Source organism: Peptostreptococcus faecalis (assembly GCF_900240845.1).
In the GTDB taxonomy this organism is placed as follows: Bacteria; Bacillota; Clostridia; order Peptostreptococcales; family Peptostreptococcaceae; genus Peptostreptococcus; species Peptostreptococcus faecalis.
In genome coordinates this window covers 817,533-839,184 of record NZ_OERU01000001.1, presented here as the reverse complement: position 1 = coordinate 839,184, position 21,652 = coordinate 817,533, and the positions used below count along the sequence as shown (strand labels likewise).

The 21,652-nt window shown below is 29.3% G+C and carries 20 protein-coding genes; 6 read left to right on the top strand and 14 right to left on the bottom strand.

Translation table 11 applies throughout. The features are described 5' to 3' along the window. Window positions 1-165 precede the first annotated feature (165 nt). Entirely contained in the window at window positions 166-1,011 is an 846-nt protein-coding gene (locus C0982_RS03885; RefSeq protein WP_101772904.1) for a DegV family protein, read from the top strand. 149 nt (window positions 1,012-1,160) lie between these two features. On the opposite strand, the gene C0982_RS03880 is transcribed toward C0982_RS03885, so the two are convergent. The 8 genes from C0982_RS03880 to C0982_RS03845 all read right to left on the bottom strand — a co-directional run bounded on the left by C0982_RS03880 (window position 1,161) and on the right by C0982_RS03845 (window position 8,761). Then, a complete protein-coding gene (locus tag C0982_RS03880; protein ID WP_101772903.1) occupies window positions 1,161-1,877 on the bottom strand; it encodes an ABC transporter ATP-binding protein in 717 nt (238 codons plus the stop codon). Then, on the bottom strand, window positions 1,852-2,868 hold the full coding sequence (locus C0982_RS03875; protein WP_101772902.1) for an ABC transporter substrate-binding protein: 1,017 nt from the start codon (window positions 2,866-2,868) through the stop codon (window positions 1,852-1,854). The genes C0982_RS03880 and C0982_RS03875 overlap by 26 nt, the downstream gene beginning before the upstream one ends. A gap of 3 nt (window positions 2,869-2,871) precedes the next feature. After that, complete coding sequence (locus C0982_RS03870; RefSeq protein ID WP_101772901.1) at window positions 2,872-3,648, bottom strand: ABC transporter permease; 777 nt, start codon at window positions 3,646-3,648, stop codon at window positions 2,872-2,874. Then, window positions 3,623-3,913: an MTH1187 family thiamine-binding protein gene (locus C0982_RS03865; protein WP_101772900.1), complete on the bottom strand. Its 291-nt coding sequence runs from the start codon at window positions 3,911-3,913 to the stop codon at window positions 3,623-3,625. Before C0982_RS03865 ends, C0982_RS03870 begins: the two co-directional genes overlap by 26 nt. Window positions 3,914-4,089: 176 nt before the next feature. Beyond that, a complete protein-coding gene (locus tag C0982_RS03860; RefSeq protein WP_101772899.1) occupies window positions 4,090-4,704 on the bottom strand; it encodes an NUDIX hydrolase in 615 nt (204 codons plus the stop codon). 54 nt (window positions 4,705-4,758) lie between these two features. After that, entirely contained in the window at window positions 4,759-5,334 is a 576-nt protein-coding gene (locus C0982_RS03855) for a recombinase family protein (protein WP_242961489.1), read from the bottom strand. Between the two features lie 265 nt (window positions 5,335-5,599). Further along, window positions 5,600-7,219 carry an ABC-F family ATP-binding cassette domain-containing protein gene (locus C0982_RS03850; RefSeq protein ID WP_101772897.1) on the bottom strand — a complete coding sequence of 540 codons (1,620 nt, stop codon included), beginning with the start codon at window positions 7,217-7,219 and terminating at the stop codon, window positions 5,600-5,602. A 168-nt stretch (window positions 7,220-7,387) separates the two neighbouring features. Then, the gene (locus tag C0982_RS03845) at window positions 7,388-8,761 is read right to left on the bottom strand and encodes an NCS2 family permease (protein ID WP_101772896.1); all 1,374 of its coding nucleotides are present in this window, start codon (window positions 8,759-8,761) and stop codon (window positions 7,388-7,390) included. 360 nt (window positions 8,762-9,121) lie between these two features. Between C0982_RS03845 and C0982_RS03840 the strand changes: the two genes are divergently transcribed. Continuing rightward, complete coding sequence (locus C0982_RS03840) at window positions 9,122-9,409, top strand: Dabb family protein (protein ID WP_101772895.1); 288 nt, start codon at window positions 9,122-9,124, stop codon at window positions 9,407-9,409. 71 nt (window positions 9,410-9,480) lie between these two features. Here C0982_RS03840 and C0982_RS03835 read toward each other — a convergent pair whose 3' ends face one another. Then, window positions 9,481-11,745: a heavy metal translocating P-type ATPase gene (locus tag C0982_RS03835; RefSeq protein WP_101772894.1), complete on the bottom strand. Its 2,265-nt coding sequence runs from the start codon at window positions 11,743-11,745 to the stop codon at window positions 9,481-9,483. A gap of 186 nt (window positions 11,746-11,931) precedes the next feature. On the opposite strand from C0982_RS03835, the gene C0982_RS03830 reads away from it, so the two are divergent. Next, on the top strand, window positions 11,932-12,138 hold the full coding sequence (locus C0982_RS03830) for a hypothetical protein (protein ID WP_101772893.1): 207 nt from the start codon (window positions 11,932-11,934) through the stop codon (window positions 12,136-12,138). 164 nt (window positions 12,139-12,302) lie between these two features. Continuing rightward, window positions 12,303-14,138: a translational GTPase TypA gene (gene typA / locus C0982_RS03825; protein WP_101772892.1), complete on the top strand. Its 1,836-nt coding sequence runs from the start codon at window positions 12,303-12,305 to the stop codon at window positions 14,136-14,138. 28 nt (window positions 14,139-14,166) lie between these two features. On the opposite strand, the gene C0982_RS03820 is transcribed toward typA, so the two are convergent. The 3 genes from C0982_RS03820 to C0982_RS03810 are packed head-to-tail and all read right to left on the bottom strand — an operon-like array spanning window position 14,167 to window position 17,710. After that, window positions 14,167-14,859 carry a methyltransferase gene (locus C0982_RS03820; protein ID WP_101772891.1) on the bottom strand — a complete coding sequence of 231 codons (693 nt, stop codon included), beginning with the start codon at window positions 14,857-14,859 and terminating at the stop codon, window positions 14,167-14,169. A gap of 42 nt (window positions 14,860-14,901) precedes the next feature. Next, window positions 14,902-15,837: a magnesium transporter CorA family protein gene (locus C0982_RS03815; protein WP_101772890.1), complete on the bottom strand. Its 936-nt coding sequence runs from the start codon at window positions 15,835-15,837 to the stop codon at window positions 14,902-14,904. Between the two features lie 22 nt (window positions 15,838-15,859). Next, window positions 15,860-17,710 carry a tetratricopeptide repeat protein gene (locus C0982_RS03810; protein ID WP_101772889.1) on the bottom strand — a complete coding sequence of 617 codons (1,851 nt, stop codon included), beginning with the start codon at window positions 17,708-17,710 and terminating at the stop codon, window positions 15,860-15,862. A 247-nt stretch (window positions 17,711-17,957) separates the two neighbouring features. On the opposite strand from C0982_RS03810, the gene C0982_RS03805 reads away from it, so the two are divergent. Beyond that, on the top strand, window positions 17,958-18,521 hold the full coding sequence (locus C0982_RS03805) for a chromate transporter (RefSeq protein WP_101772888.1): 564 nt from the start codon (window positions 17,958-17,960) through the stop codon (window positions 18,519-18,521). A 3-nt stretch (window positions 18,522-18,524) separates the two neighbouring features. Then, window positions 18,525-19,076, top strand: a complete 552-nt coding sequence (locus C0982_RS03800) for a chromate transporter (RefSeq protein ID WP_101772887.1) — start codon at window positions 18,525-18,527, stop codon at window positions 19,074-19,076. A gap of 36 nt (window positions 19,077-19,112) precedes the next feature. Here the strand turns inward: C0982_RS03800 and C0982_RS03795 are convergent, their stop codons facing one another. Beyond that, complete coding sequence (locus C0982_RS03795) at window positions 19,113-20,216, bottom strand: DUF3810 family protein (RefSeq protein ID WP_101772886.1); 1,104 nt, start codon at window positions 20,214-20,216, stop codon at window positions 19,113-19,115. 160 nt (window positions 20,217-20,376) lie between these two features. Further along, a complete protein-coding gene (locus tag C0982_RS03790; RefSeq protein WP_101772885.1) occupies window positions 20,377-21,651 on the bottom strand; it encodes a hypothetical protein in 1,275 nt (424 codons plus the stop codon). Window position 21,652: the final 1 nt, after the last annotated feature.

Genomic DNA, 21,652 nt, shown 5'->3' with positions numbered 1-21,652 from the left:
GAATACTATTGTAAACTCATAACATTTAACAGTTTACATCTAGATAGTTAAAATAACTATCTAGAATATACATAGACTATTCATTTGTGTTATAATAATCATATGCGTTGTGTATTTTATAGCAAAAGCTATTGATATATAAGAATAAATTTTAGGGGGATAAGTATGAGTATAAAAATAGTTGTAGATTCTGCTTCTGATATTACTTTTGATGAATCTAAAGAGCTGGGCCTTTCTTTTATGCCATTAACAATTTTTTTTGGAGAAAATGAATATAAAGATAATATAGATATTACAAACAGTCAATTCTATGATTTTTTAGAAGAGTCAGAGATGCTGCCAAAGACAAGCCAAGTTACTCCTTATGCATACGAACAAGAATTTCAAAAAATAGTAGATAACGGTGATATAGCCATAGCCATTACATTATCTTCAGATCTTTCTGGTACGTATTCAAGTGCTAAAATAGCCGCAGAAAGATTTCCTGGAAAAGTGTTCGTAGTAGATAGTAAAAGCGGATGCATTGGTGAAAAAATACTGGTTTTATATGCATTAGAGTTAGTAAAGGCTAATTTAGACCCAGAGGAAATAGTTAAAAAGCTAGAAGAGAAAAAAGAAAAAATCTCTATTTACTTTTTATTAAATACTCTAGAGAATTTATATAAGGGCGGAAGATTATCAAAAATGAGCGCTATTGCAGGCACAATACTTTCTGTAAAGCCAATTATAACAATAGATAATGGATTTGTAGTGTTAGCTGGAAAAGCAAGAGGATTTAAAAAGGGAATTACAATGCTAAATAAGATGGCTGAAAGTTTTGAATTTGATGAAGGTATGCCATATATGTTAGGGTATTCTGGAAATGATACTGCCCTGTTAAATCAGTATATTTCAAAGGATAATACTGTGTTTGGCAAAAAATTGGATGAATTTCCTGTTTCTATGATGGGAAGCACAATAGGAACTCATATTGGTCCTGGATCAATTGGAATTGCTTTTTTCAAAAAATAAATTATATACTTTAAATAGAAAAATAACTTTATTGTTGTTTAATATTCATATAATAAAAATAGTATGCTTAAATTTAAGCATACTATTTTTTTATTATTTTATGTTTTTCAAAAATATATAATTTCAATTTTTTTTGCATGGAATAAAAATTATATGAAGTAATTAATAATTTTTTTCTTTAAATTTGATACTTCTTCAACATTGTTTTTATCAAAAGAACTAAGATTGAATTCCTTTTTTATATTTGCTGGCCTAGATGATATGACATAAATTCTATCAGATAGTTTTATAGCTTCATCTATATCGTGTGTAATCATACAGATAGTGGAATTAAGACTTTTCTTAATATCTATAAACCATTCTTGTATACTCGACTTTGTAATTGAATCAAGAGCTCCAAATGGTTCGTCTAAAAGTATTATATCACTTGAACATATAAACGTCCTAAGAAAGTTTACTCTTTGTCGCATACCACCAGATAAATCACTTGGATAGTTTTTTTCATAGTTTTCAAGACCAAATATTTTGAAATACGGTTTTACAATATCTCTCGCTTCTCTCTTTTTTTGACCTTTGAGTATTAGAGGGAGAGAAACATTATCTAAAATAGTTTTGTATGGCAATAATAAGTCTTTTTGATACATATAACTTATTTCTCCATTTACAAAAATACTTCCAGAATCTTCTTTTGTCAAACCTGTAATTATATTAAAAATTGTACTTTTACCACTTCCACTTGGCCCTACTATTGTGACCAATTCGCCTTCATCAATGTGAATATTTATATCAGATAATATTTTTGAACCTTCATAATATTTATCCATATTAGAAACAGTTATTTTATTTTTTTTCTGGCAAGAATTCATTTGTAAAAGCCTCTTGTTCATTAAGATCTTTAGTTATTAATTTATTTTTTTTCATAAATTCAGCATAATTTTTCCAAACAGATGATTTCATTTCACCCCAAGTACTGGCATCTGATTTATACTCTTTAGATAAAAACTCCTGACTCTTTTCGACTAAATCTTTATTTAGTTCTGGAACTTCTTTTATAAGTATTTTAGCAGAGTCATCTGGGTTTTCAATTGCATAATTATATCCCTTAGAAGTCGCCTTCATAAATTTCTTTACTAATTCTGGATTTTCTTCTATATTCTTATTATTAGAAATCAAAATAGGAGTATAGTAATCTAAAGAAGGATCTATATCTTTAACTGCTATATAATCTAAAGGCTTGTTTTTAATTTTAGCTTCAATACCTGTCCATCCTTCAAAGATCCAAGCAAAATCAATATTCTTTTCTGTGGCTACAAAATAGTCATCTTGACCTATATCGACTCTGTTTAACTTATTGAAGTCTACACCATATTTTTCCATTGCCAATTTTATTATCGCTTCTTCTGAAGGAGAACCCCATCCTCCATATGTTTTTCCAGCAAAATCTTTAGGAGATTTTATTCCTTTTGAAGTAGGTGCTGCGAATCCAGACGTATTATGCTGAACTATTGTAGCAATTGCCTTTACTGGAAGAGGATCTTTTTCTCTAGTAAGAGCATATGTTACATCTTCCTGATAACTAACTCCGAAATCAGCTTTACCTGTTGCCACTAATGTAGTCACATCCCCATCAGATGGCTGAATTATTTCTACATCCAATCCTTCATCTTTGAAGTAGCCTTTAACTTTTGCAACATAAAGACCAGTATGATTAGTATTAGGAGTGTAGTCTAACATTAGCGTAATCTTTTTAAGAGACTTAGCATCACTGTCTTCTTCTTTACTATTAGTACAACCTGCAAGTAAAGTTAAAGATAGAGCTGACGCTAAACTTAAAGATATAATTTTTTTAAAATTCATTTATTATTCTCCTTTATTGTCAAATCTTTTTAATAATATTTTCTTGAGTATTGTTATCGCACCTACAAAAATTAAGCTTAGTATTACAACCAATATAGTGCATGCAAATACTTTGTCAAGAGCATAGGAGCTTTTTGATCTTACCATATAAACTCCTAAACCAGCACTACCACCTAACCATTCTGCAACAGTTGCAGCTACAAAAGCATATGTACTAGATATTTTTAATCCAGTAAAAAATTGATCTAGTGACATTGGAAATTTTAGGTGTAAAAAAGTTTTCCATTTACTTCCTTTCATTACTTTAAATAAGTCAATATACTCCCTATCTATGCTGTCTATCCCATCCATAAAATTAATTAACATTGGGAAAAAACAAGTTAAAATAACGCATAAAATTTTGGATTTTATACCAAACCCAAACCAAATAACTAGCAACGGAGCAATTGTTATTGTTGGTATCATCTGAGTGATATACATAATTGGATAAAAGCATTTCTTTACAAATGGTACAAAATCCATAGTTGTACCTACTGTAAGTGCTACTACAATGGAAATTAAAAACCCTATACTAGTTTCTACCAAAGTAACTTTACTGTGCATGAGTAGAACATGCCAGTCTGATTTAAATTCTCTCACAATATCTAAAGGTGCAGGTAATATATATGACGGTATTTTAGAGTTAGTTGCAAAAAAATGCCACAATAATATTAATACTATAAAGGTTAAAACAGGATAAGCTGAATTTAATACTTTATTTGTGATTTTTGAGTTTTTCATCTATTGTTATTCCACCTTTTTTTTGGTCAACTCTGAATATAGTAATCACTCTTTCACAGTTTAATTCAAAAGGAAGTTGATGCACCGCCTTTGCTAGTTCAAATACTTCATCTAGCTCTCCTTCGACAGTGGTATTATTTGCACTTATTTCATACTTAAGCCCACTATCTTTAATTAAATCAATACAAGCATCTACAATCTTATACATTTCTTCTTCGCTGCCATATGGTCTTAATGGCATTACAGCAATATCTCCAATTACCATGATCTTTTCTCCTTTCAAATAAAAAAAGTCCCAGCTTATGCAGGGACGACAGAAATACTCCTCCACTGGCATTATCCAATGTGTCTTAGGGTCGAAAAAATTCCTCTCAGCCAATAAGCTCCCCTGTAAATTATTTAATTTATATCTACAAAAACTATTATAACACACTTTAGTATTTATAACTTATCTTTTATCTTTTTCGCAAAATTATTTATTATATTTGCAGTAATACCCCATATGATATGGCCGCCATAATTATAAAAAAGTACTGGATAATTTTGTATACCCCAGTTATAAGTTTCCGATATTTTCATTTTTTCATATGGAAAATTTTCATCAGGGAAAACTCTAATACTGTTTGTATACACCTCTGGTTCGGTTTCTATAAAAAATTTTAATGGAACAGTAAAAAGTTCTTCAACTTCACTATTTCTAACATTTAAGTTAATACTTTCATCAACTACACCTAGATAACAAAAAATAAGACCTCTTGATGCTGCAAAATAAATATCTAATTCTGATATAATTTCAATTTTTTCTTGAGCAGCGTCGAGCTCTTCTGAAAATTCTCTTCTAGCTGCATTTAGTGGACTTTCATTTTCATCAACTTTGCCTCCAGGAAAAGATACTTCTCCTGGTTGAGATTTTAGTCTTTTTGACCTAACTTCAAAAATAACATGTTGCTCACCATCAATATTTATGACAGGAACAACTATTGAAGAAAATAAAATTTTTTCTGGTCCAATCACTCCAGGATTATAGTTTTTAAAAATATTTTCTAAATCATACATAACAAACCTCTCCAAATAAATATATCACATCATCAAAATTCAAACTAATCTTTATTATTTTAACGATTCCTTCTTAGCTCTTATCAAAGTACTTTTCGAAATGCCAGTCATTTCTTCTACTTTTTTATAAGAAAGAGAATTAAGCATCTCAAGAGCATCATTTATTTGCTTTTGAGTATATTTTTTAGGTCTACCTTCTTTAAAACCTTCTGTTTTTTTTGCTTTATTTTTACCAGACTGTATTCTTTCTACCAATAGTGCTTTTTCAAACTCATTTACCGCGAATATTGTATTGTAAAGAACTTCCCCTAAAACTGAGAAATCAATTAATCCAATATTGAGTATATGAAATTTAATATTTCTTTTTCTAAGGTCTTCTAAGATATTAAATGCGTCTTCTATTGACGTGGCAAACCTATCTAGCTTAGTAACAACAATAGTATCACCATATGTTGCATTTCTAATTAAATCATTAAATTTAGGTTTAAAGTTCATATCTAGCGAATCTTCTTTTGATATGACACTTTCATAATAACGCTCTCTTATTTGTTCCTCTTGTTCCTCTAGGTATCCATCTTCTATTTGTTTCGATGTAGTAGCTCTACAATATCCGTAAATCAAGTTATGCACCTCCTGACTAAAAATTAATTATTATATAATAGAGATATCATTTCATTATGAAATATTATACCACATATTATAACCAAAAAACAATTTATAATGACCAAAAATAAATTAATATTTTTGGTCATTATAAATGATAAACTATAATTATTAAATTTTAGAAAATCAGTATCATAACTTATGTTTCTTTAAATTGTGTTTTTACTCTAGACTTACATAATATTAATATAATAAAATATGGATTTATAACTAAGTATCAAAACTCATTGCTTTATTCTTGAACGATTTTCTTTAAAAGCTCTTTTATTTCATCGCTTTCTATAAAGTCATCGAAATCCATTTTTCTATCTAATATTTCATTATCACCAATAAATATTATTCTATTTGCAATAGAAGATATAAATTGATGGTCATGAGAAGTAAACAATAAAACTCCAGTAAAATCTTCTAAAGCTTTATTTACAGATGTTATTGATTCTAGGTCCAAGTGGTTTGTAGGATCATCTAAAATTAATACATTTGAATTTGATAACATTAGCTTAGACAACATACATCTAACTTTTTCGCCTCCACTGATAACGCTCGCATTTTTAAGCGCTTCATCTCCTCCAAATAACATTCTTCCTAAAAATCCTCTAATATAACTTTCACTCTTTTCCTCTGAGAATTGTCTCAGCCAATCGACTAATGATAGTTCAGATCCTTCGAAAAATTCATTATTGTTCTTAGGTAGGTAATCTTGAGATGTTGTAACCCCCCATTTGAACTCACCCTCAAAGTCTGTGTCATTTCCAGAAAGTATGTTAAATAATGCAGTAGATGCCATTTCATTCCCCATGAAAACTACTTTATCATCTTTTTCCAGTCTAAAAGAAATATCATTAAGTATCTTTTCTCCGTCTACTATTTTAGTAATATTTTTTACCTCAAGAACTTCATTTCCGATTTCTCTTTCAGGTTTAAATGCAACGTAAGGGTATTTTCTTCTAGAAGGCTGTATTTCTTCTACATTCAGCTTGTCCAATTGTTTTTTTCTAGATGTAGCTTGCTTTGCCTTAGATGCATTTGAACTAAATTTGGCTATAAATTCTTTTAATTGAGCTATTTTTTCTTCTGTTTTCTTATTTTGATCTTTCATTAGCTGTAATGCCAACTGACTTGATTCATACCAGAAATCATAATTACCTGTGTATATCTGAATTTTTCCAAAGTCAACATCTACTATATGTGTACAAATAGTATTTAGGAAGTGTCTATCATGTGATACAACGATTACTATAGTATCGTCTAGACCTATTATAAACTCATTTAACCATTTTATTGAAGCATAATCTAAATGGTTTGTAGGCTCATCTAGGAGCAATATTTCAGGCTTACCAAAAAGCGATTGAGCTAATAACACTTTGACTTTTTCTGCACCTGATAGTTCATTCATTAGAGAATAGTGTCTTTCCTTCTCTATTCCTAGTCCCATTAGTATTTTTTCTGCGTTTGTTTCTGCATCCCATCCATCTAGTTCAGCAAATTCACTTTCTAATTCAGCGGCTTTTATACCGTCTTCATCACTAAAATCTTCTTTCATATAAAGAGCATCTTTTTCTTTTGTTATATTCCAAAGTCTTTCATGCCCCATAATTACAGTATCAATCACTGAGAACTCATCATATTCAAAGTGGTCCTGCTTTAATACTGACATTCTTTCTTTTTCTGTTATGCTTACAGACCCTGTATTAGGTTCTATTTCTCCAGATAATATTTTTAAGAATGTACTTTTTCCAGCTCCATTCGCTCCTATTATTCCGTAGCAATTACCTTTAGTAAATTTTAAGTTTACCTCTTTATAAAGTTCCTTATCTCCAAATCTCAAACCAACATCGGTTACTTGTAACATGATTTACCCCTTTCTATTCTATTTCTATATTATTATATTTCTATATTTACGATAATAAACCTATACTAAATAGTAAGTTTATAAATTTTCATATAATCTCTAAATAATAAAAATTATTATAAAAGACTATTGAATTATATATTAAAACAATAGTCTCTTAATTTATTTTTACAAAAATGCTAATTTTAATATGAATAAAATTGCCAATACTATCATAACTCCAGAAACAGGTTTCTTTTCTTCTTTTTTACATATAAGATTGTAAAAAAGATTAACAAAAACATATGTTAAAATTCCTAGTGTCAACCCATCACCTATACTAAATGTAAGTGCCATAGTAATGATTGTAACAAAAGCAGGTAATCCTTCAGTTATGTTAAACATATCAATTTCTTGTATTGACGTAATCATAAGATAACCAACATATAAAAGCGCTGGTGCAGTTGCACACGCAGGTATAGCGATAAATACAGGAGAGAAAAACATAGCTATTAAAAATAGAACTCCTACTGTTATAGCTGTGAATCCTGTTCTACCTCCAGCTAATACACCTGTTGAAGATTCAACATACGCTGTTACTGTAGACACACCTAAAAGAGATCCTATTGTTGTAGCTATAGCATCTGAAATAAGAGCTCTACCGGCATTTGGGAAATTACCATTTTCATCCAACATATCAGCCTTTGATGCAACTCCTACTAAAGTTCCTATTGTACCGAAGAAATCTACAAATAATATAGTAACTATTACAAGTAAGAAACCTTCAATATGTTCTGGATTAAATAAATAACCAAAATCAATTTTTCCTGCTATAGGTGCAATTGATTCAAATTTAAATAGCCCCTTTGGAAGATGTATTCCAAGATTTGCGGCTGCAGTTGGATCCAATATAGCATATGACCATGCTAGTATAGACGAAGTTGCAATACCTAGTAATATAGATCCTTTTATCTGTTTTTTATCACATGCTGCGATAACTAATAGACCAATAAAAGTAAATACAACAGCTGGTGTGATTTTACCCATACTTATTAGTGTAGCTTCATTAGCTATTATAAGTCCATTTCCTTTAATTCCTGAAAATGCAATAAACACACCTATCCCTGCTGTAACGGCATATTTCATATTCATTGGAATAGAGTTTACTACTAGTTCACGAACTTTAAATAAATTTAATAATATGAAAATAATTCCTTCTACAAATATAGCTGTTAAAGCTACTTCCCAAGGTATTCCGCCCTTAATAACTACTGTGTAAGCAAAGAACGCATTTATTCCCATTCCTGATGCTAAAGCAAATGGTAAATTTGCTATAAATCCCATCAAAAAACATCCTATTGCAGCTGCTAAACAAGTTGCCGTAACTAATGCTCCAGCATCCATTCCTGTTTCAGAAAGAATACTTGGATTTACTGCGATTATGTAGGCCATTGTCAAGAAAGTTGTAAGACCTGCTACAATCTCTTTCTTGAAATCTACATTTTTATTTGCTAATAAAGGAAAAAGTTTTTTAATAGCACTACTTTCCTGATTTGAATTCATTTTAAAACCTCCTCGTTATGAATTACAATAATGAACTCAGCAAAAAAAGCCATATACGTGATGCGAGCTACTTTTAATTTTCTATTTAGTTTTATTTTAAATTGTAGCAAACATCATAATTAATAATAGAATAAAATTTTGACTTCTATTATTAATTACAAACTATTAATTTGCATAGAACATCTCTAAATTATACCATACTTCCAATTCTTCATCAATTATAAAAACATTATTATTTATTATTATTTTGATTTTGGCTCTTACATATTAAATTTATAAATAATAATATTTAATAAAACGCTACCAATTTGTATTTATTTAATATATACTTTAAATAAATACTTGGTGGAGGGATTTGACATGACGCATATTGTTTTATTTAAATTTAAAGAAAAAATTGAAGACTCTATTTTATCAAATACTGTAGTAAAAACCTATGATCTTTTAAAAAATGAACACAAGGTGATAAAAGATTATAAATATAATCTAAACGTTATGGATATTGATGCTAATATGGATTTAATATTATTTGTAGATTTAGGAGATAATTTACCTTTAGAAAATTATATCAATCATCCTGAGCATAAAATCTTCTTAGAAAACATAAAAAAATTAGAGCCTATATCAAAATCAGTTATAGATATATAAAATAGAAAAATAACAGCTGGTACACTCAATGTACGCAGCTGTTGTTTTTAATTATATTAATTTTAATAGTATTAATATGTCTTAAACTTTCTAAGTCTAAGTGAATTTGTAACTACACTTACAGATGAAAAACTCATAGCGGCCGCTGCTATCATTGGATTTAATAATGGACCACCGAAAATATAGATGAGTCCTGCTGCAAATGGTATGCCTATAATATTATATCCAAAAGCCCAACCGAGATTCTGTTTTATATTTTTTATAGTTTCTCTACTTAATTTAATTGAGTTTGGAACATCCATAATATCATTTTTCATTAAAACAATATCTGCAGATTCAATTGCCACATCAGTTCCATTGCCTATTGCTATTCCAACGTCTGCTTGAGCAAGAGCTGGCGCATCATTTATACCATCACCAACCATAGCGACAAACTCACCTTCTGATTGGAACATTTTTATTACGTTAGATTTGTCTGATGGAAGAACGTCAGCTTTAATAATATCAATTCCTACTTGATTTGCTATTGCTTTTGCAGTTCTTTCATTATCTCCTGTTATCATCGCAACTTTTATTCCCATGTTATGAAGTTTCTCTATCGCAGTTTTACTACTTTCTTTAATAGTATCTGCTACACATATTATTCCGACACACTTATTTTCTATTGATATGTACATCGGTGTCTTTCCAAGATTTGCGAGTTCAATAGCTTTTTCATAAAAATCACTATAATTTGATATAGAATGTTTTTCCATTAACTTCTTGTTGCCAATAAGTACTTTTTTTCCAGAAACTGTCGCTTCTAAACCCATTCCCGTAATACTTTCAAAAGAATCTACTTCTAATAGGTTGCTATTTTGATCCTTTGAAAATTCAACTATAGAGTCAGCTAATGGATGTTCTGACTTAGATTCTGCTGAAGCTACAAATGATAATATTTCTATATTAGACAATTCGGTGCTAGACACCTCAAAGTCAGTTACAATTGGTTTTCCATTTGTAATAGTTCCTGTTTTATCAAAAGCTACTGTTGTTATTTTGTGTGCAGATTCAAGAGAGTCTCCACCTTTAATTAAAATACCATTTTCAGCGCCCTTTCCTGTTCCGACCATAATAGCTGTTGGCGTAGCTAATCCCAGAGCACAAGGACAAGCTATTACAAGAACAGAAACAAAAATAGTAAGTGAAAATTCAAACGTAGCGCCTCCTACGAAATACCACAATAATCCAGAAAGAAGGGCAATAGCCATTACTACAGGAACAAAAATACCAGAAACAACATCCGCTAGATTTGCGATCGGCGCTTTCTTGTTTTGTGCATTTTCAACTAAAAGTATTATTTGTGATAAAACAGTATCTCTACCAATTTTTTCTGCTCTAAATTTTAAATATCCATTTTTATTTACACTTGCTCCAGTTACGTTGTCGCCTTCATTTTTTTCTACAGGAATACTTTCTCCAGTAAGCATTGATTCATCCACAGAGCTCAGACCTGAAATGACTATCCCATCAACTGGAATTTTTTGACCTGGCTTTACTACTATTATATCTCCAACGTTTACATCTTCTATAGGAATTTCTTTTTCCTCACCATTGATTTCAATTATTGCGGTTTTAGCTTGCAATTCAATAAGTGATTTAATTGCCTGTGAAGTCTTTGATTTACTTCTAGCTTCAAAATATTTACCTAGCATTATCAATGCAATAATCATTGCAGCACTTTCATAATATAATGGAAGGTGATGATGTGTGCTAGCCAGTTCATTTAAAAAAACAGGATCCATCATCATCCTAAAAGTATTTACAGCACTAAATATAAATGCTGCTGATGTCGATACAGCTACCAATGAATCCATATTAGGACTCAAGTGAAAAAGTGATTTGAATCCATTGACATAAAAATTTGACCCCGCTACCATTACTGGTATTACAAGTATGAATTGTATAAGAGCATAATTAACAGGATTCAATGTAGGAGATATTATGCTTGGCAGTGGTATTCCAACCATTGGCCCCATTGAGATAGTAAATAATATCGCCGCAAAAACAATCGCCACAAGAAATCTCTTAAACATCGATTCATTATTGTCGCTTATTTCTTCGTCCTTTTCAATCATATGAAAACCAACTTTTTCAATAGATGCACGTAAATCATCTACTCCACATACATTAGAATCATATTCTACAATAGCTTTTTCTGTTGCTATATTTACACTTGCAGAAACTACACCTTTAGTTTTCTTCAAAGATCTCTCCGCAGATTTAGCACATGCAGCGCAAGTCATTCCCTCTATTAAGAAATCTTCACTTTGTATCTGTGCTTTTTCTTTAGTCATATTTATTATCTCCTATCTTGATATTATTTGATACAATATATCATTATCATATTATAATTATACCCTTTGCTATATTTAATAATCAAGCCCATCATTTAGATTTAATTGAAATCAATCTGGAATTATCTTATAATATAGATATACTAATTTACAGGGGGATACGTTTTTATAAACGTAATTATTAAAATGGGAAAATCTACTAGAAAAATAATAATGTTTATAGCTTTGTTTTCAATAATATCATCTGCTAGTGCTCTTATTTACAAAGTTATATACAATACAGATTTGTCATGGTTGGCTATTTTAGGAGGTCTGGCATGTGGTTTTATACTTACTTTCCTTATCAAATCATATGATAGTGACGATGATTATATGCCAAAACCTAAAAAATAATAACAAAGGGCTGTGTAGCTAATTGCTATACAGCCCTTTGTTATTTATGTCAGTAGTATAAAAAAATTGTATACAATATTTTTATTTTTTGATATAATAAATAAGTTGGTTAAAAAAAGATAAAGATAATTATAATTTTAAAAGATTTTAAAGGAGCGATTTTAGTGAATATAAAAGACAATATAATTAATATAGCAGTAATTGCCCATGTCGATGCTGGTAAATCTACTCTAGTAGATGCATTACTAAATCAAAGTGGTGTATTTAGAGAAAACGAACATGTAAGAGATCGTGTTATGGATAGCAATGATTTAGAGCAAGAAAGAGGGATAACAATATACTCTAAGAACTGTTCAATCAGACATGGTGATTATAAGATAAATATAGTAGATACTCCAGGACATAGTGACTTTTCTTCTGAAGTTGAACGTGTATTAAAGACAGTTGACACTGTTATACTACTAGTTGATGCTACAGAAGGTCCAATGCCTCAAACTAGATTTGTTCTACAAAAGTCTCTAGAACAAGGCTTGCGTCCTATACTATTTATAAATAAAATAGATAAAAAAGACCAAAGAGCTGAAGAGGTTGTAGATGAGGTTTTCGACTTATTTGTTGAATTAAATGCAACTGATGAACAATGTGATTTCCCTATAGTATACGGAATGGCAAAAGCAGGTATTGCTAAAAAAGAATTAGAAGATGAAAGTGATAGCTTAACTCCTCTATTTGAAACTATAGAAAGCCATGTGGATGCTTACCCTAACTATGATGAAGAACCACTTCAAGTACAGATTTCAGCATTAGCATATGATGACTATATTGGAAGACTTGGAATTGGTAGAGTTTTTAAAGGTAGATTAGATTCTTCTGAACAAATATGTATATGCTCTGAAGGTGAAGAACCTAGAAGAGGTAAAATATCTAAACTATCAGTTTATGAAGGATTAAAACAAGTTGAGGTTGATGAAGCTCTTAGTGGAGACATCGTAGTTGTAGCTGGAATAAATGATATTTCAATAGGTGAAACAATATGTTCTATTGATAATCCTCTTCCAATGGGTGAAATTTTAATAGAAGAGCCTACTCTATCAATGAACTTCATGGTTAATGACTCTCCATTCGTAGGTAAGAGTGGTAAATTTGTTACAACAAGACATATAAGAGATAGATTGGAAAAAGAACTTGAAGTAAATGTAGGTCTTAGAGTTGAACCGTTAGAGACTACAGATGGATTCAAAGTAAGTGGACGTGGTGAGCTTCACCTTTCTATATTAATAGAAAATATGAGACGTGAAGGATATGAATTAGGAGTATCAAAACCTCAAGTATTAATGCATAAAGACGAAAATGACAACGTAATTGAACCTATTGAAAGAGTAACTATTAGTTGTCCTGAAACTTATTCTGGTAGTGTTATAAATGATTTAAATATCAGAAAAGGAATGATGTCTTCTATGGACATAATTGACGGTGGATATGTTAAAATAGAATACCTAGTACCTACAAGAGGTCTATTAGGATATAGAAGTGAATTTATAAATACTACAAGAGGAGAAGGTACTCTTCTATCTTCATTTGAAACTTATGAAGAGTATAAAGGTGAAATACCTTCAAGATTAAATGGTGTTTTAATATCTCAAGAAAATGGAAAAACTATGGGATACGCATTAAATGCTCTTTCTTCAAGAGGAACTCTATTTGTAGATCCTGCTGTAGATGTTTATGAAGGAATGATAATAGGTATGAACTCAAGAAAAGAAGACATGGTAGTTAACCCATGTAAAAATAAGAAGATGAGTAACGTAAGAGCTTCTGGATCAGATGATGCTATCAAGCTTGCTCCTCCAAAAATATTTACACTAGAAGAATCTTTAGAGTTTATCGAAGATGATGAATTGGTTGAAGTTACACCAGATTCAATAAGATTAAGAAAAAAAATATTAAATGAACATGATAGAATCAGATACAATAGATCTATTTCAAATAAAACTGTATAAAACCAAATAAAAAATAGAGGCAATGCCTCTATTTTTTTTGTTTATAAATAATTACTTTTTGATATGTCACGTTAACATTGAAGCTAGCAATATCTTCTTCAGAAAGTACATCAAAGTTTTTGCTAAGCCTATAAATTGAAAATTTCTCTCTAGGATCATCCTCATAGTTTGCAAGAGTAATATCTTTTACATGAGTAAAAAATGTCTTTCTTTCTAAGAAATTGATATAGTCAGAAGATGGATAATATAAAATTATATCTATCGTCCTATTTTTTTCCTCGAAAGACTTAATTATATTATTTACTACTGCTATAAAAATATTTACTGTAAATGGATTAAAAAAATAGAATTTATTTTCAAAAGTACTTACTTCATATTTTTCAGCGTAACCTTTAACAAAAAAAAGTTTTTCTATTGACCTAGGTTTTTTATTTTTATAACTCATCAAATTATGAATAGATTTTTTATAAAAATCGTCTGCTATTTCTACACCTGTACAAGAAGCATTGAAATAAAAGTTTACGAAAAAAGAAAACCTCCCCTTCCCTGAACCAAAATCAACAAAATGATCTTTTGAAGATACTTCGTAATTTTCGAATAGCTTTTCTAATGCGCTATATGGAGTAGGTTCATACCTATTATAATATTTATATTTGTCCATTCGAGTTTCGTGCTTTAAAGTGTCAATATTAAGCAATCTATCATAACAGGACTCTCTCATAGAATCACCTCTTAAATCATAATCTAAAATTCAACCAATATTTTATAACAATTTTTTCTTTATTAAATAAATTGCAGACATCAAACTTATTAGCGCTGTAAGTCCTATTACTACCCAAAAACCTAAAGGAGTTTCTGCAAAAGGAATATCTTTGACATTCATACCAAAAAGTCCTGAAATAATAGTTGGAACAGCCATAACTATAGTAACTATCGTTAAATATGTCATAACATTATTCTGGTTGTTACTTATAATTGCACTAAATGCATCCATGATTCGACTTAATATATCGCCGTAAATTTTAGCCATTTGTTGAGCTTGTTTATTTTCAATTATTACGTCCTCTAGAAGACCTTCATCTTCATCATAGTGTTTAATAGAACTTAGTTTAAGCAATCTATCTAGAGTTGCCTCATTTGCCGTTAAGGATGTTGAAAAATATACTAATGACTTTTCTAATTTCATTAACTGAACGAGTTCTTTATTTTTCATAGACTTATAAATTTCTTTTTCTATCGTATTAGTAGTTCTATCAATTCTTCTAAGATAAAGTAAATAGTATGTCGCATTTCTATAAAGAAGTTGTAATATAAATCTTGTTTTCATAAAAGTGTTAAAACCTTTGACATGCCCTACAATAAAATCATTTAATATCCTGCTCTGTTTTGAGCATATTGTGATAATATGATCCTTTACGAGTATAATACCTAGTGGTAAGGTAATGTAATTGGATGACTTTTGATCTGATGTATCCATAGGTATATCTATTAAAATTAATGTATATCCTTCTCCAGACTCAATTCTAGAGCTCTCTTCATCATCTAAAGCTGCTGCAACTACATCCCTTTCTATATTCATCATTTCACTTACTTCGTCGATTTCATTAGATGTGGGCTCCGTAACATTTATCCAACAACTATCTTCATAATTATTTAGTTTTTCAAGTTTGTTGTTTATAGTTTTGTAGCATCTTATCATATAATCTCCTCACTGTGAAGAATTAAACATCTATATTTTCGACTTCTCCCTGATCTACTGCCATTCCATTTTCTTCGGTTTTTAGCAGCTGAGTGATATCTTCCTCAACATCAAGAATGTATAAAGGTTCTACATCTTCTTTTATTTCTGTATATTTAAGTGGATTTATATTGAAATCTGTCATCAAAAGATGGTCATCTATAAAATCCATATTCTTCATATCATTTACTAACTCAAATGTATTTTCATAATTTAAATTTGCTAATGCTCTAAACATATCCATAGATTTTCTATAATAAAATGCAGCTAAAAAATATTCACATCTCTTATTACCATTATTAGCACCCATCTTTAAATACATTTCTGCTTTATCAAATTCATAATTTCTAAATAGCAATTGTGCTAAGTTGTACATAGCTTCTGTACAATTTAATTCTATTGCTTTTTCATAATATTCTATTGCTTTTTTAGGCTCTTTAAAGAAATTATCGTACATTACTCCCATTGTATTTAGTGCATAAACATTGTTTAGTTGGCTTGGGATTTCTAGATAAATTTTCGCCTCTTCATAATTAGTTTGCATAAAAAACATTTTTCCAGTGTAAAGCTTAGCCAAATCATGACCATTATCTGATGCAATTTGATAATATCGTATTGCTCCTTTTTCGTTGCCTATTTTTTCATATACAGTACCTAATTTAAAACACGATTCAATATCTCCGTTATCGGCAGCTTTTTTATACCAATTAATCATGTTGTCTATATCATTTTTTCTTTCATATATATTTGCAAGCTTTATTTGACATGCAATGCTATCAGGCATTAATTTATAATAATCAATAGCTAAATCATATTCTTTTAATGCTCTACAAAGGTCTCCCATATTTTCCGATGAATTATAACATCCTTCATCAATAGCTTGTTTATAATAAAAACCTGCTTCTTCAAAATTTTTATCTTCAAATAAAATTCCGGCTAAATTATTTTTTGCTTCCTTTATGCCGTCTTCTGCTGCCATTCTATAATATACTCTTGCATTGTCGGTATCGTTATTTCTATTGTATAGGTTGGCAAGCCTATATTTTGCAAGAGTATGATTTTGACTTATTGCCATCTCATAATAATGTATAGCATCAGACTCTCTATTTTTTCTATCAAGCAAATATGCTAATCTATACTGAGCTGAAGAATCTCCCTCATCTGCCGCAACTATATATGCTTTTTCAGCATCAGTTGTATTGTTAGATAGCTCTGATAATACTCCTAAATTTATACACGCATTAACATGTTTCTTTTTTACTAATCTTTTAAACAAATCTATTGCTTTTGTGAAGTTATTTCTATTCATTTCTATAACCGCCATATTATAGATGGCATCTTCATCATTTAATGAAACACCTTTTTCATACATTGCTTCTGATAAAACTTCATTCCCTAATTCGCAATTTAAGAGTCCTAAATTAAAATAGGCTTTTGCAAACCCCTTCTCTGCTGCTTCAGTAAGAACTTTTTCAGACATTTCATAGTCTTCAAGAATATAATATATTACTCCCATATTATTTTTTGCAGATAGAATTCCTTTTTCAGATGCTTTTTCGTACCAGTATAAAGATGTATCGTATATTTCATTATTATAGTACATATTACCTAAATTAAAGGCGGCATAATCAATTCCACTATTAAAGGCTGATTTATACCATATTTCAGCTTTTTCTAACTCGCCTTCACTATCATATAATTGGCCAAGTATAAGTTGGGCTCTGTCATATCCAGCTTCAGCAGCTTCTTTAAATTTTTCAACTGCGAGATCTGATTTTCCAATCTTCTCGTAGAAATTTCCTTTTAAGTAATCCACTTTTGGATTCTGTGACATACAACCACTCCTTTTATACTATCAAGTAAACACAATATCTCACATATAATTATATATTATTTAAAAAATAAAGTAAACACAATAGTTCATATATTTTTTATCAATGAAAAATAACGTAGAGCTATATAATTATATATACTATTTTGTTATTAAACCTAAATTCTTTAAATCATTTTACATCTTACGTTAATTTATGATAGAATTTAAATAAGATGTAAAATTTAAAAAATTTGAAAGGGGTATTTTAATGATCGATATAGATAAGAATATTTCTTGCAAAAGTTTGTTTTTATCATTTTTTAAAATAAATGCAGTAACTTTTGGTGGAGGTTATACTATAGTCCCTGTTATTAGAGATGAATTTGTAAATAAAAGAAAAATAATAAACGACTCAGAAATGCTTGATATAATCGCTGTAGCACAATCAGGACCAGGTCCTATGGCAATTAATACATCAATGTTAGTTGGATATAGAACAAAAGGAATTAAAGGCGCTTTGACATGTATATTTGCCTCTGTTTTGCCATGTATAATTGTAATTTCTATTATGTACTATATATACTCTTCAATTTCAAAAAATCCTTGGATAAAGTCAGCTTTAGAGTGCATGAGCGGAGCAATTTCTGCGATATTATTTATAAATGTTTATCAAATGTCTAAAATTGCATTATCCAAACATAAGCTTTTCGGTTCTATTATTTTTTTATTTTCTTTTCTTGTGGGTTACTTTACTAATATAACTGTTATCTTTATTATAATAGCGAGTGGTCTACTAGGTTTAACTTATTATTCAATATTAAAGGAGGCATAATTCATGATTTTTAATAATCTTTTAACACTGGCTATGACTTTTTTAAAAATAGGAGCTTTCTCTTTTGGTGGTGGATATGCAGTACTTCCACTTATTCAAAAGTATGTAATTAAGGAAAATGCTTGGCTAACTATAAAAGAATTAACTGATTTAGTATCTCTATCTCAAATAACACCCGGGCCGATTGGAGTTAATGCAGCAACTTTTATAGGAATGAAAACTAATGGACTAACTGGAGCTGTAATTGCTAGTTTTGCAGCGGTGATACCAGGATGTATAATAATGTTTATTCTTGCTAAAATTATCTTCAATGGCAAAAAAATAAAAGCAATTGACTATATTTTAAAAGGATTAAAACCTGCTGTTGCGAGTTTGATTTTAATTGCAGCTATAGAGATGTTTAAAACTTCCCTAATTAGTTCAAATTCAATAAAACCTATAGCTTTGATTGGGTTTATAGTAGGATTTTTGCTGTTTTCATATAGAAAATATGGCGTTATAAAAATCATAGGAATCACCTTTGCTATGGGAATTCTAGTCAACATATTTATATAAAAAATACCAAGTTTAGTTAAAAACTTGGTATTTTTTTTATTGATATGTAAATAATGAGTAATATGTAGATACTAAATTGGTTGTTTGAGTTTCCACATCATCTCCTCTTACATCTCCATTAAGTCTTTTGAAGTAATAATCAAAGGAATTTTTAATTTTTCTTCCTTCTCCATACATTTCTTTATATTTTTCAATTTTCATTAAATCATTTTTTACATTTTCATCTAGTGAATTCATAAATACATTGTAATCCATTCGATCATTCGTTCTTAATGATTCAGTTACTACTGCTAGCATTGCAAGATACCCTGAATATTTAAATTGTGGATCGGTATTATTTATGCATGCTAAGTATGCGAAAAACATTGCTTCATCATCTTTTACGATTCCTCTTTGATATGCCATGTATTTTGACACAATAAAAGGCTTATACACTGCCGGTATATTGTCATTTAAAACTGATTCATTAGTAAAAATATGATATTGTCCATCTAATCCAAAATATAGTAAAACTGGACTTAAAAAAGATGTTTTTACAGGTGAAAAATTACCATCTAATTTTGAAAAAGTTTCAGATATAGATCGATATCCCTCTACGGCCTGTGAAGACAGATTTCCGATCTCTAAATTTCGGTTATTATTATTCTGAGCAGCTATTTCTCTAGCTTCTAGAGTTTTCTGCTCTAAGTATTTAAAAACTTCTGTTCTTTTTTCATTATCTACATTAATTTTAACCTGCGTAGAAAACTTTTTATTATATTTATCAATAAAACTAGTTTCCAAAGAAGGAACATGGTAATTCAATCCATATAATAATAAATACACAAAAAGTAAAATTGAGCCAATATTTACAATTCCCCAAAAAAGCCTAGCAATATATTTTAATGTATATCCTTTTTTGAAAATCTTCATAAAAAAATTGACTATAATATATATAAATAACATTAAAAGAATAATATTTAATATCTCACCTACAGGTACATTTGTTTTTGCAAATAAAAAACTTAATTTTTCTCTTAAAAACCTATTTGTTGTATTTGTAAATATAAGTTCAGTTGCCCAGTTATATTTTGAGGATAACCCAATAAAAAACACGGATACAACTAACAATAAAATTGGTCCTACCCTAAACTTAAACATATAATTGCACCTCCATCTACGAAAGAATATTATACCATAAAGAAGGTGTATTTAATACAAAAAAACTTAAGTTAATTTCACTTAAGTTTTTTTGTATATAAAGTCAGTCTCTAAACTATATCAGTATAATTTTGCTTCTGTTTATAGTTATATTAATCTATTAATTTATGGTTAATGCAGTATACATAGTATTTCCAAGTATATTGCTATCTCCATCTATATCTCCTGAAAAGACCAACCTATTCTTTTCAGTATCATAAACATATATTGTTCTAAATCCATTTAAGGATATATGATGTTCATTTTTATGAATAGAGGAATTCGTATTTTGATAAAAAACCATGTAATTTTTTACCTTCATAAAATTTTCAAAGGAATATATATCTATTTCATTTTGTTTGTGATTCAAATCACTATGCTCACTATGTATATTTGAAAATCGTTCCGATTTTTTTTCTGCTATAGTGTATTCTTCACTGACTTTAGATATTCCCATGCTTTTGTAATCTACTAGATTCAGCTTGCCATCTATTAATCTATATTTGAAAATATAGTATTTTTTATCTTTTTCATTTAATCTTATAAATTCATATTTATTTGAATTTGAATCAAAGAATTTATATTCATTTTTGGCTATATTAGCCTTACTTTTAAATCCGTCCTTTTCTTCTTCAGACTTGCTTATTTTTTCCGTAACGATACTTCCAGTATTTACATCAATTGTATTAATAAATGTATTGCTCTGAGAATTACAATAATGCAGTACTTTTTCTGGACCTACTATTGCGCCTTCATTAAATTCTTCTAATGGATAATTCATCTTTATTTTTTTTGTAATACTATAGCTTTTTTCTTTATCGTTTATTTCCACTAAATAGAGAATAGATTCTACTTCTTTATCGGAAATCTGTTTATTTTCGCCTTTTGATTTTATTAGTGTATAAATTTTGCCGTTGTATTTAGCTGCTGCAAGTACTTGGTTATTTTCAATGATTTTATTGCTATATAAAATACTATTCTTAACAATAGGTATTCTTATTTCTGAATTATCTTCTCGAAAGACTATATTTTTTTTATTATTTAATATATCATTTTCTAGCTGAAGCTCCATATCTCTTATATCCGAAATAGGATTGTACTTATTTTCATTGTATTTCAGAGATATTTTTCCATTTTTACTAGATGCTTGCTTTAGTTTTACGAACTCTTTATCTCTAACAAGAAAAGTATTAGTTTCACCACTTTGATTTATACTTCTATCTAGAAAAGCGTCATTAGATATTAATATATTTAAGTTATTTATTACCTTTGCATCTCCTTTAGTATTTACAAATTTTATTTGAGATTCTGAATTCCTAAGCATATAAGATGCTGATATCAATAATGCTATTGTAAGTGTAAAGAAGATGTATCCTATGATGTATTTTTTCTTCATA

Excerpts from the sequence above, each read along its gene's own strand:
- C0982_RS03885 (WP_101772904.1), top strand. The coding sequence starts at position 166 with ATGAGTATAAAAATAGTTGTAGATTCTGCTTCTGATATTACTTTTGAT.
- C0982_RS03880 (WP_101772903.1), bottom strand. The coding sequence starts at position 1,877 with ATGAATTCTTGCCAGAAAAAAAATAAAATAACTGTTTCTAATATGGAT.
- C0982_RS03875 (WP_101772902.1), bottom strand. The coding sequence starts at position 2,868 with ATGAATTTTAAAAAAATTATATCTTTAAGTTTAGCGTCAGCTCTATCT.
- C0982_RS03870 (WP_101772901.1), bottom strand. The coding sequence starts at position 3,648 with ATGAAAAACTCAAAAATCACAAATAAAGTATTAAATTCAGCTTATCCT.
- C0982_RS03865 (WP_101772900.1), bottom strand. The coding sequence starts at position 3,913 with ATGGTAATTGGAGATATTGCTGTAATGCCATTAAGACCATATGGCAGC.
- C0982_RS03860 (WP_101772899.1), bottom strand. The coding sequence starts at position 4,704 with ATGTATGATTTAGAAAATATTTTTAAAAACTATAATCCTGGAGTGATT.
- C0982_RS03850 (WP_101772897.1), bottom strand. The coding sequence starts at position 7,219 with ATGTTACAAGTAACCGATGTTGGTTTGAGATTTGGAGATAAGGAACTT.
- C0982_RS03845 (WP_101772896.1), bottom strand. The coding sequence starts at position 8,761 with ATGAATTCAAATCAGGAAAGTAGTGCTATTAAAAAACTTTTTCCTTTA.
- C0982_RS03840 (WP_101772895.1), top strand. The coding sequence starts at position 9,122 with ATGACGCATATTGTTTTATTTAAATTTAAAGAAAAAATTGAAGACTCT.
- C0982_RS03835 (WP_101772894.1), bottom strand. The coding sequence starts at position 11,745 with ATGACTAAAGAAAAAGCACAGATACAAAGTGAAGATTTCTTAATAGAG.
- C0982_RS03830 (WP_101772893.1), top strand. The coding sequence starts at position 11,932 with ATGGGAAAATCTACTAGAAAAATAATAATGTTTATAGCTTTGTTTTCA.
- C0982_RS03820 (WP_101772891.1), bottom strand. The coding sequence starts at position 14,859 with ATGAGAGAGTCCTGTTATGATAGATTGCTTAATATTGACACTTTAAAG.
- C0982_RS03815 (WP_101772890.1), bottom strand. The coding sequence starts at position 15,837 with ATGATAAGATGCTACAAAACTATAAACAACAAACTTGAAAAACTAAAT.
- C0982_RS03810 (WP_101772889.1), bottom strand. The coding sequence starts at position 17,710 with ATGTCACAGAATCCAAAAGTGGATTACTTAAAAGGAAATTTCTACGAG.
- C0982_RS03805 (WP_101772888.1), top strand. The coding sequence starts at position 17,958 with ATGATCGATATAGATAAGAATATTTCTTGCAAAAGTTTGTTTTTATCA.
- C0982_RS03800 (WP_101772887.1), top strand. The coding sequence starts at position 18,525 with ATGATTTTTAATAATCTTTTAACACTGGCTATGACTTTTTTAAAAATA.
- C0982_RS03795 (WP_101772886.1), bottom strand. The coding sequence starts at position 20,216 with ATGTTTAAGTTTAGGGTAGGACCAATTTTATTGTTAGTTGTATCCGTG.
- C0982_RS03790 (WP_101772885.1), bottom strand. The coding sequence starts at position 21,651 with ATGAAGAAAAAATACATCATAGGATACATCTTCTTTACACTTACAATA.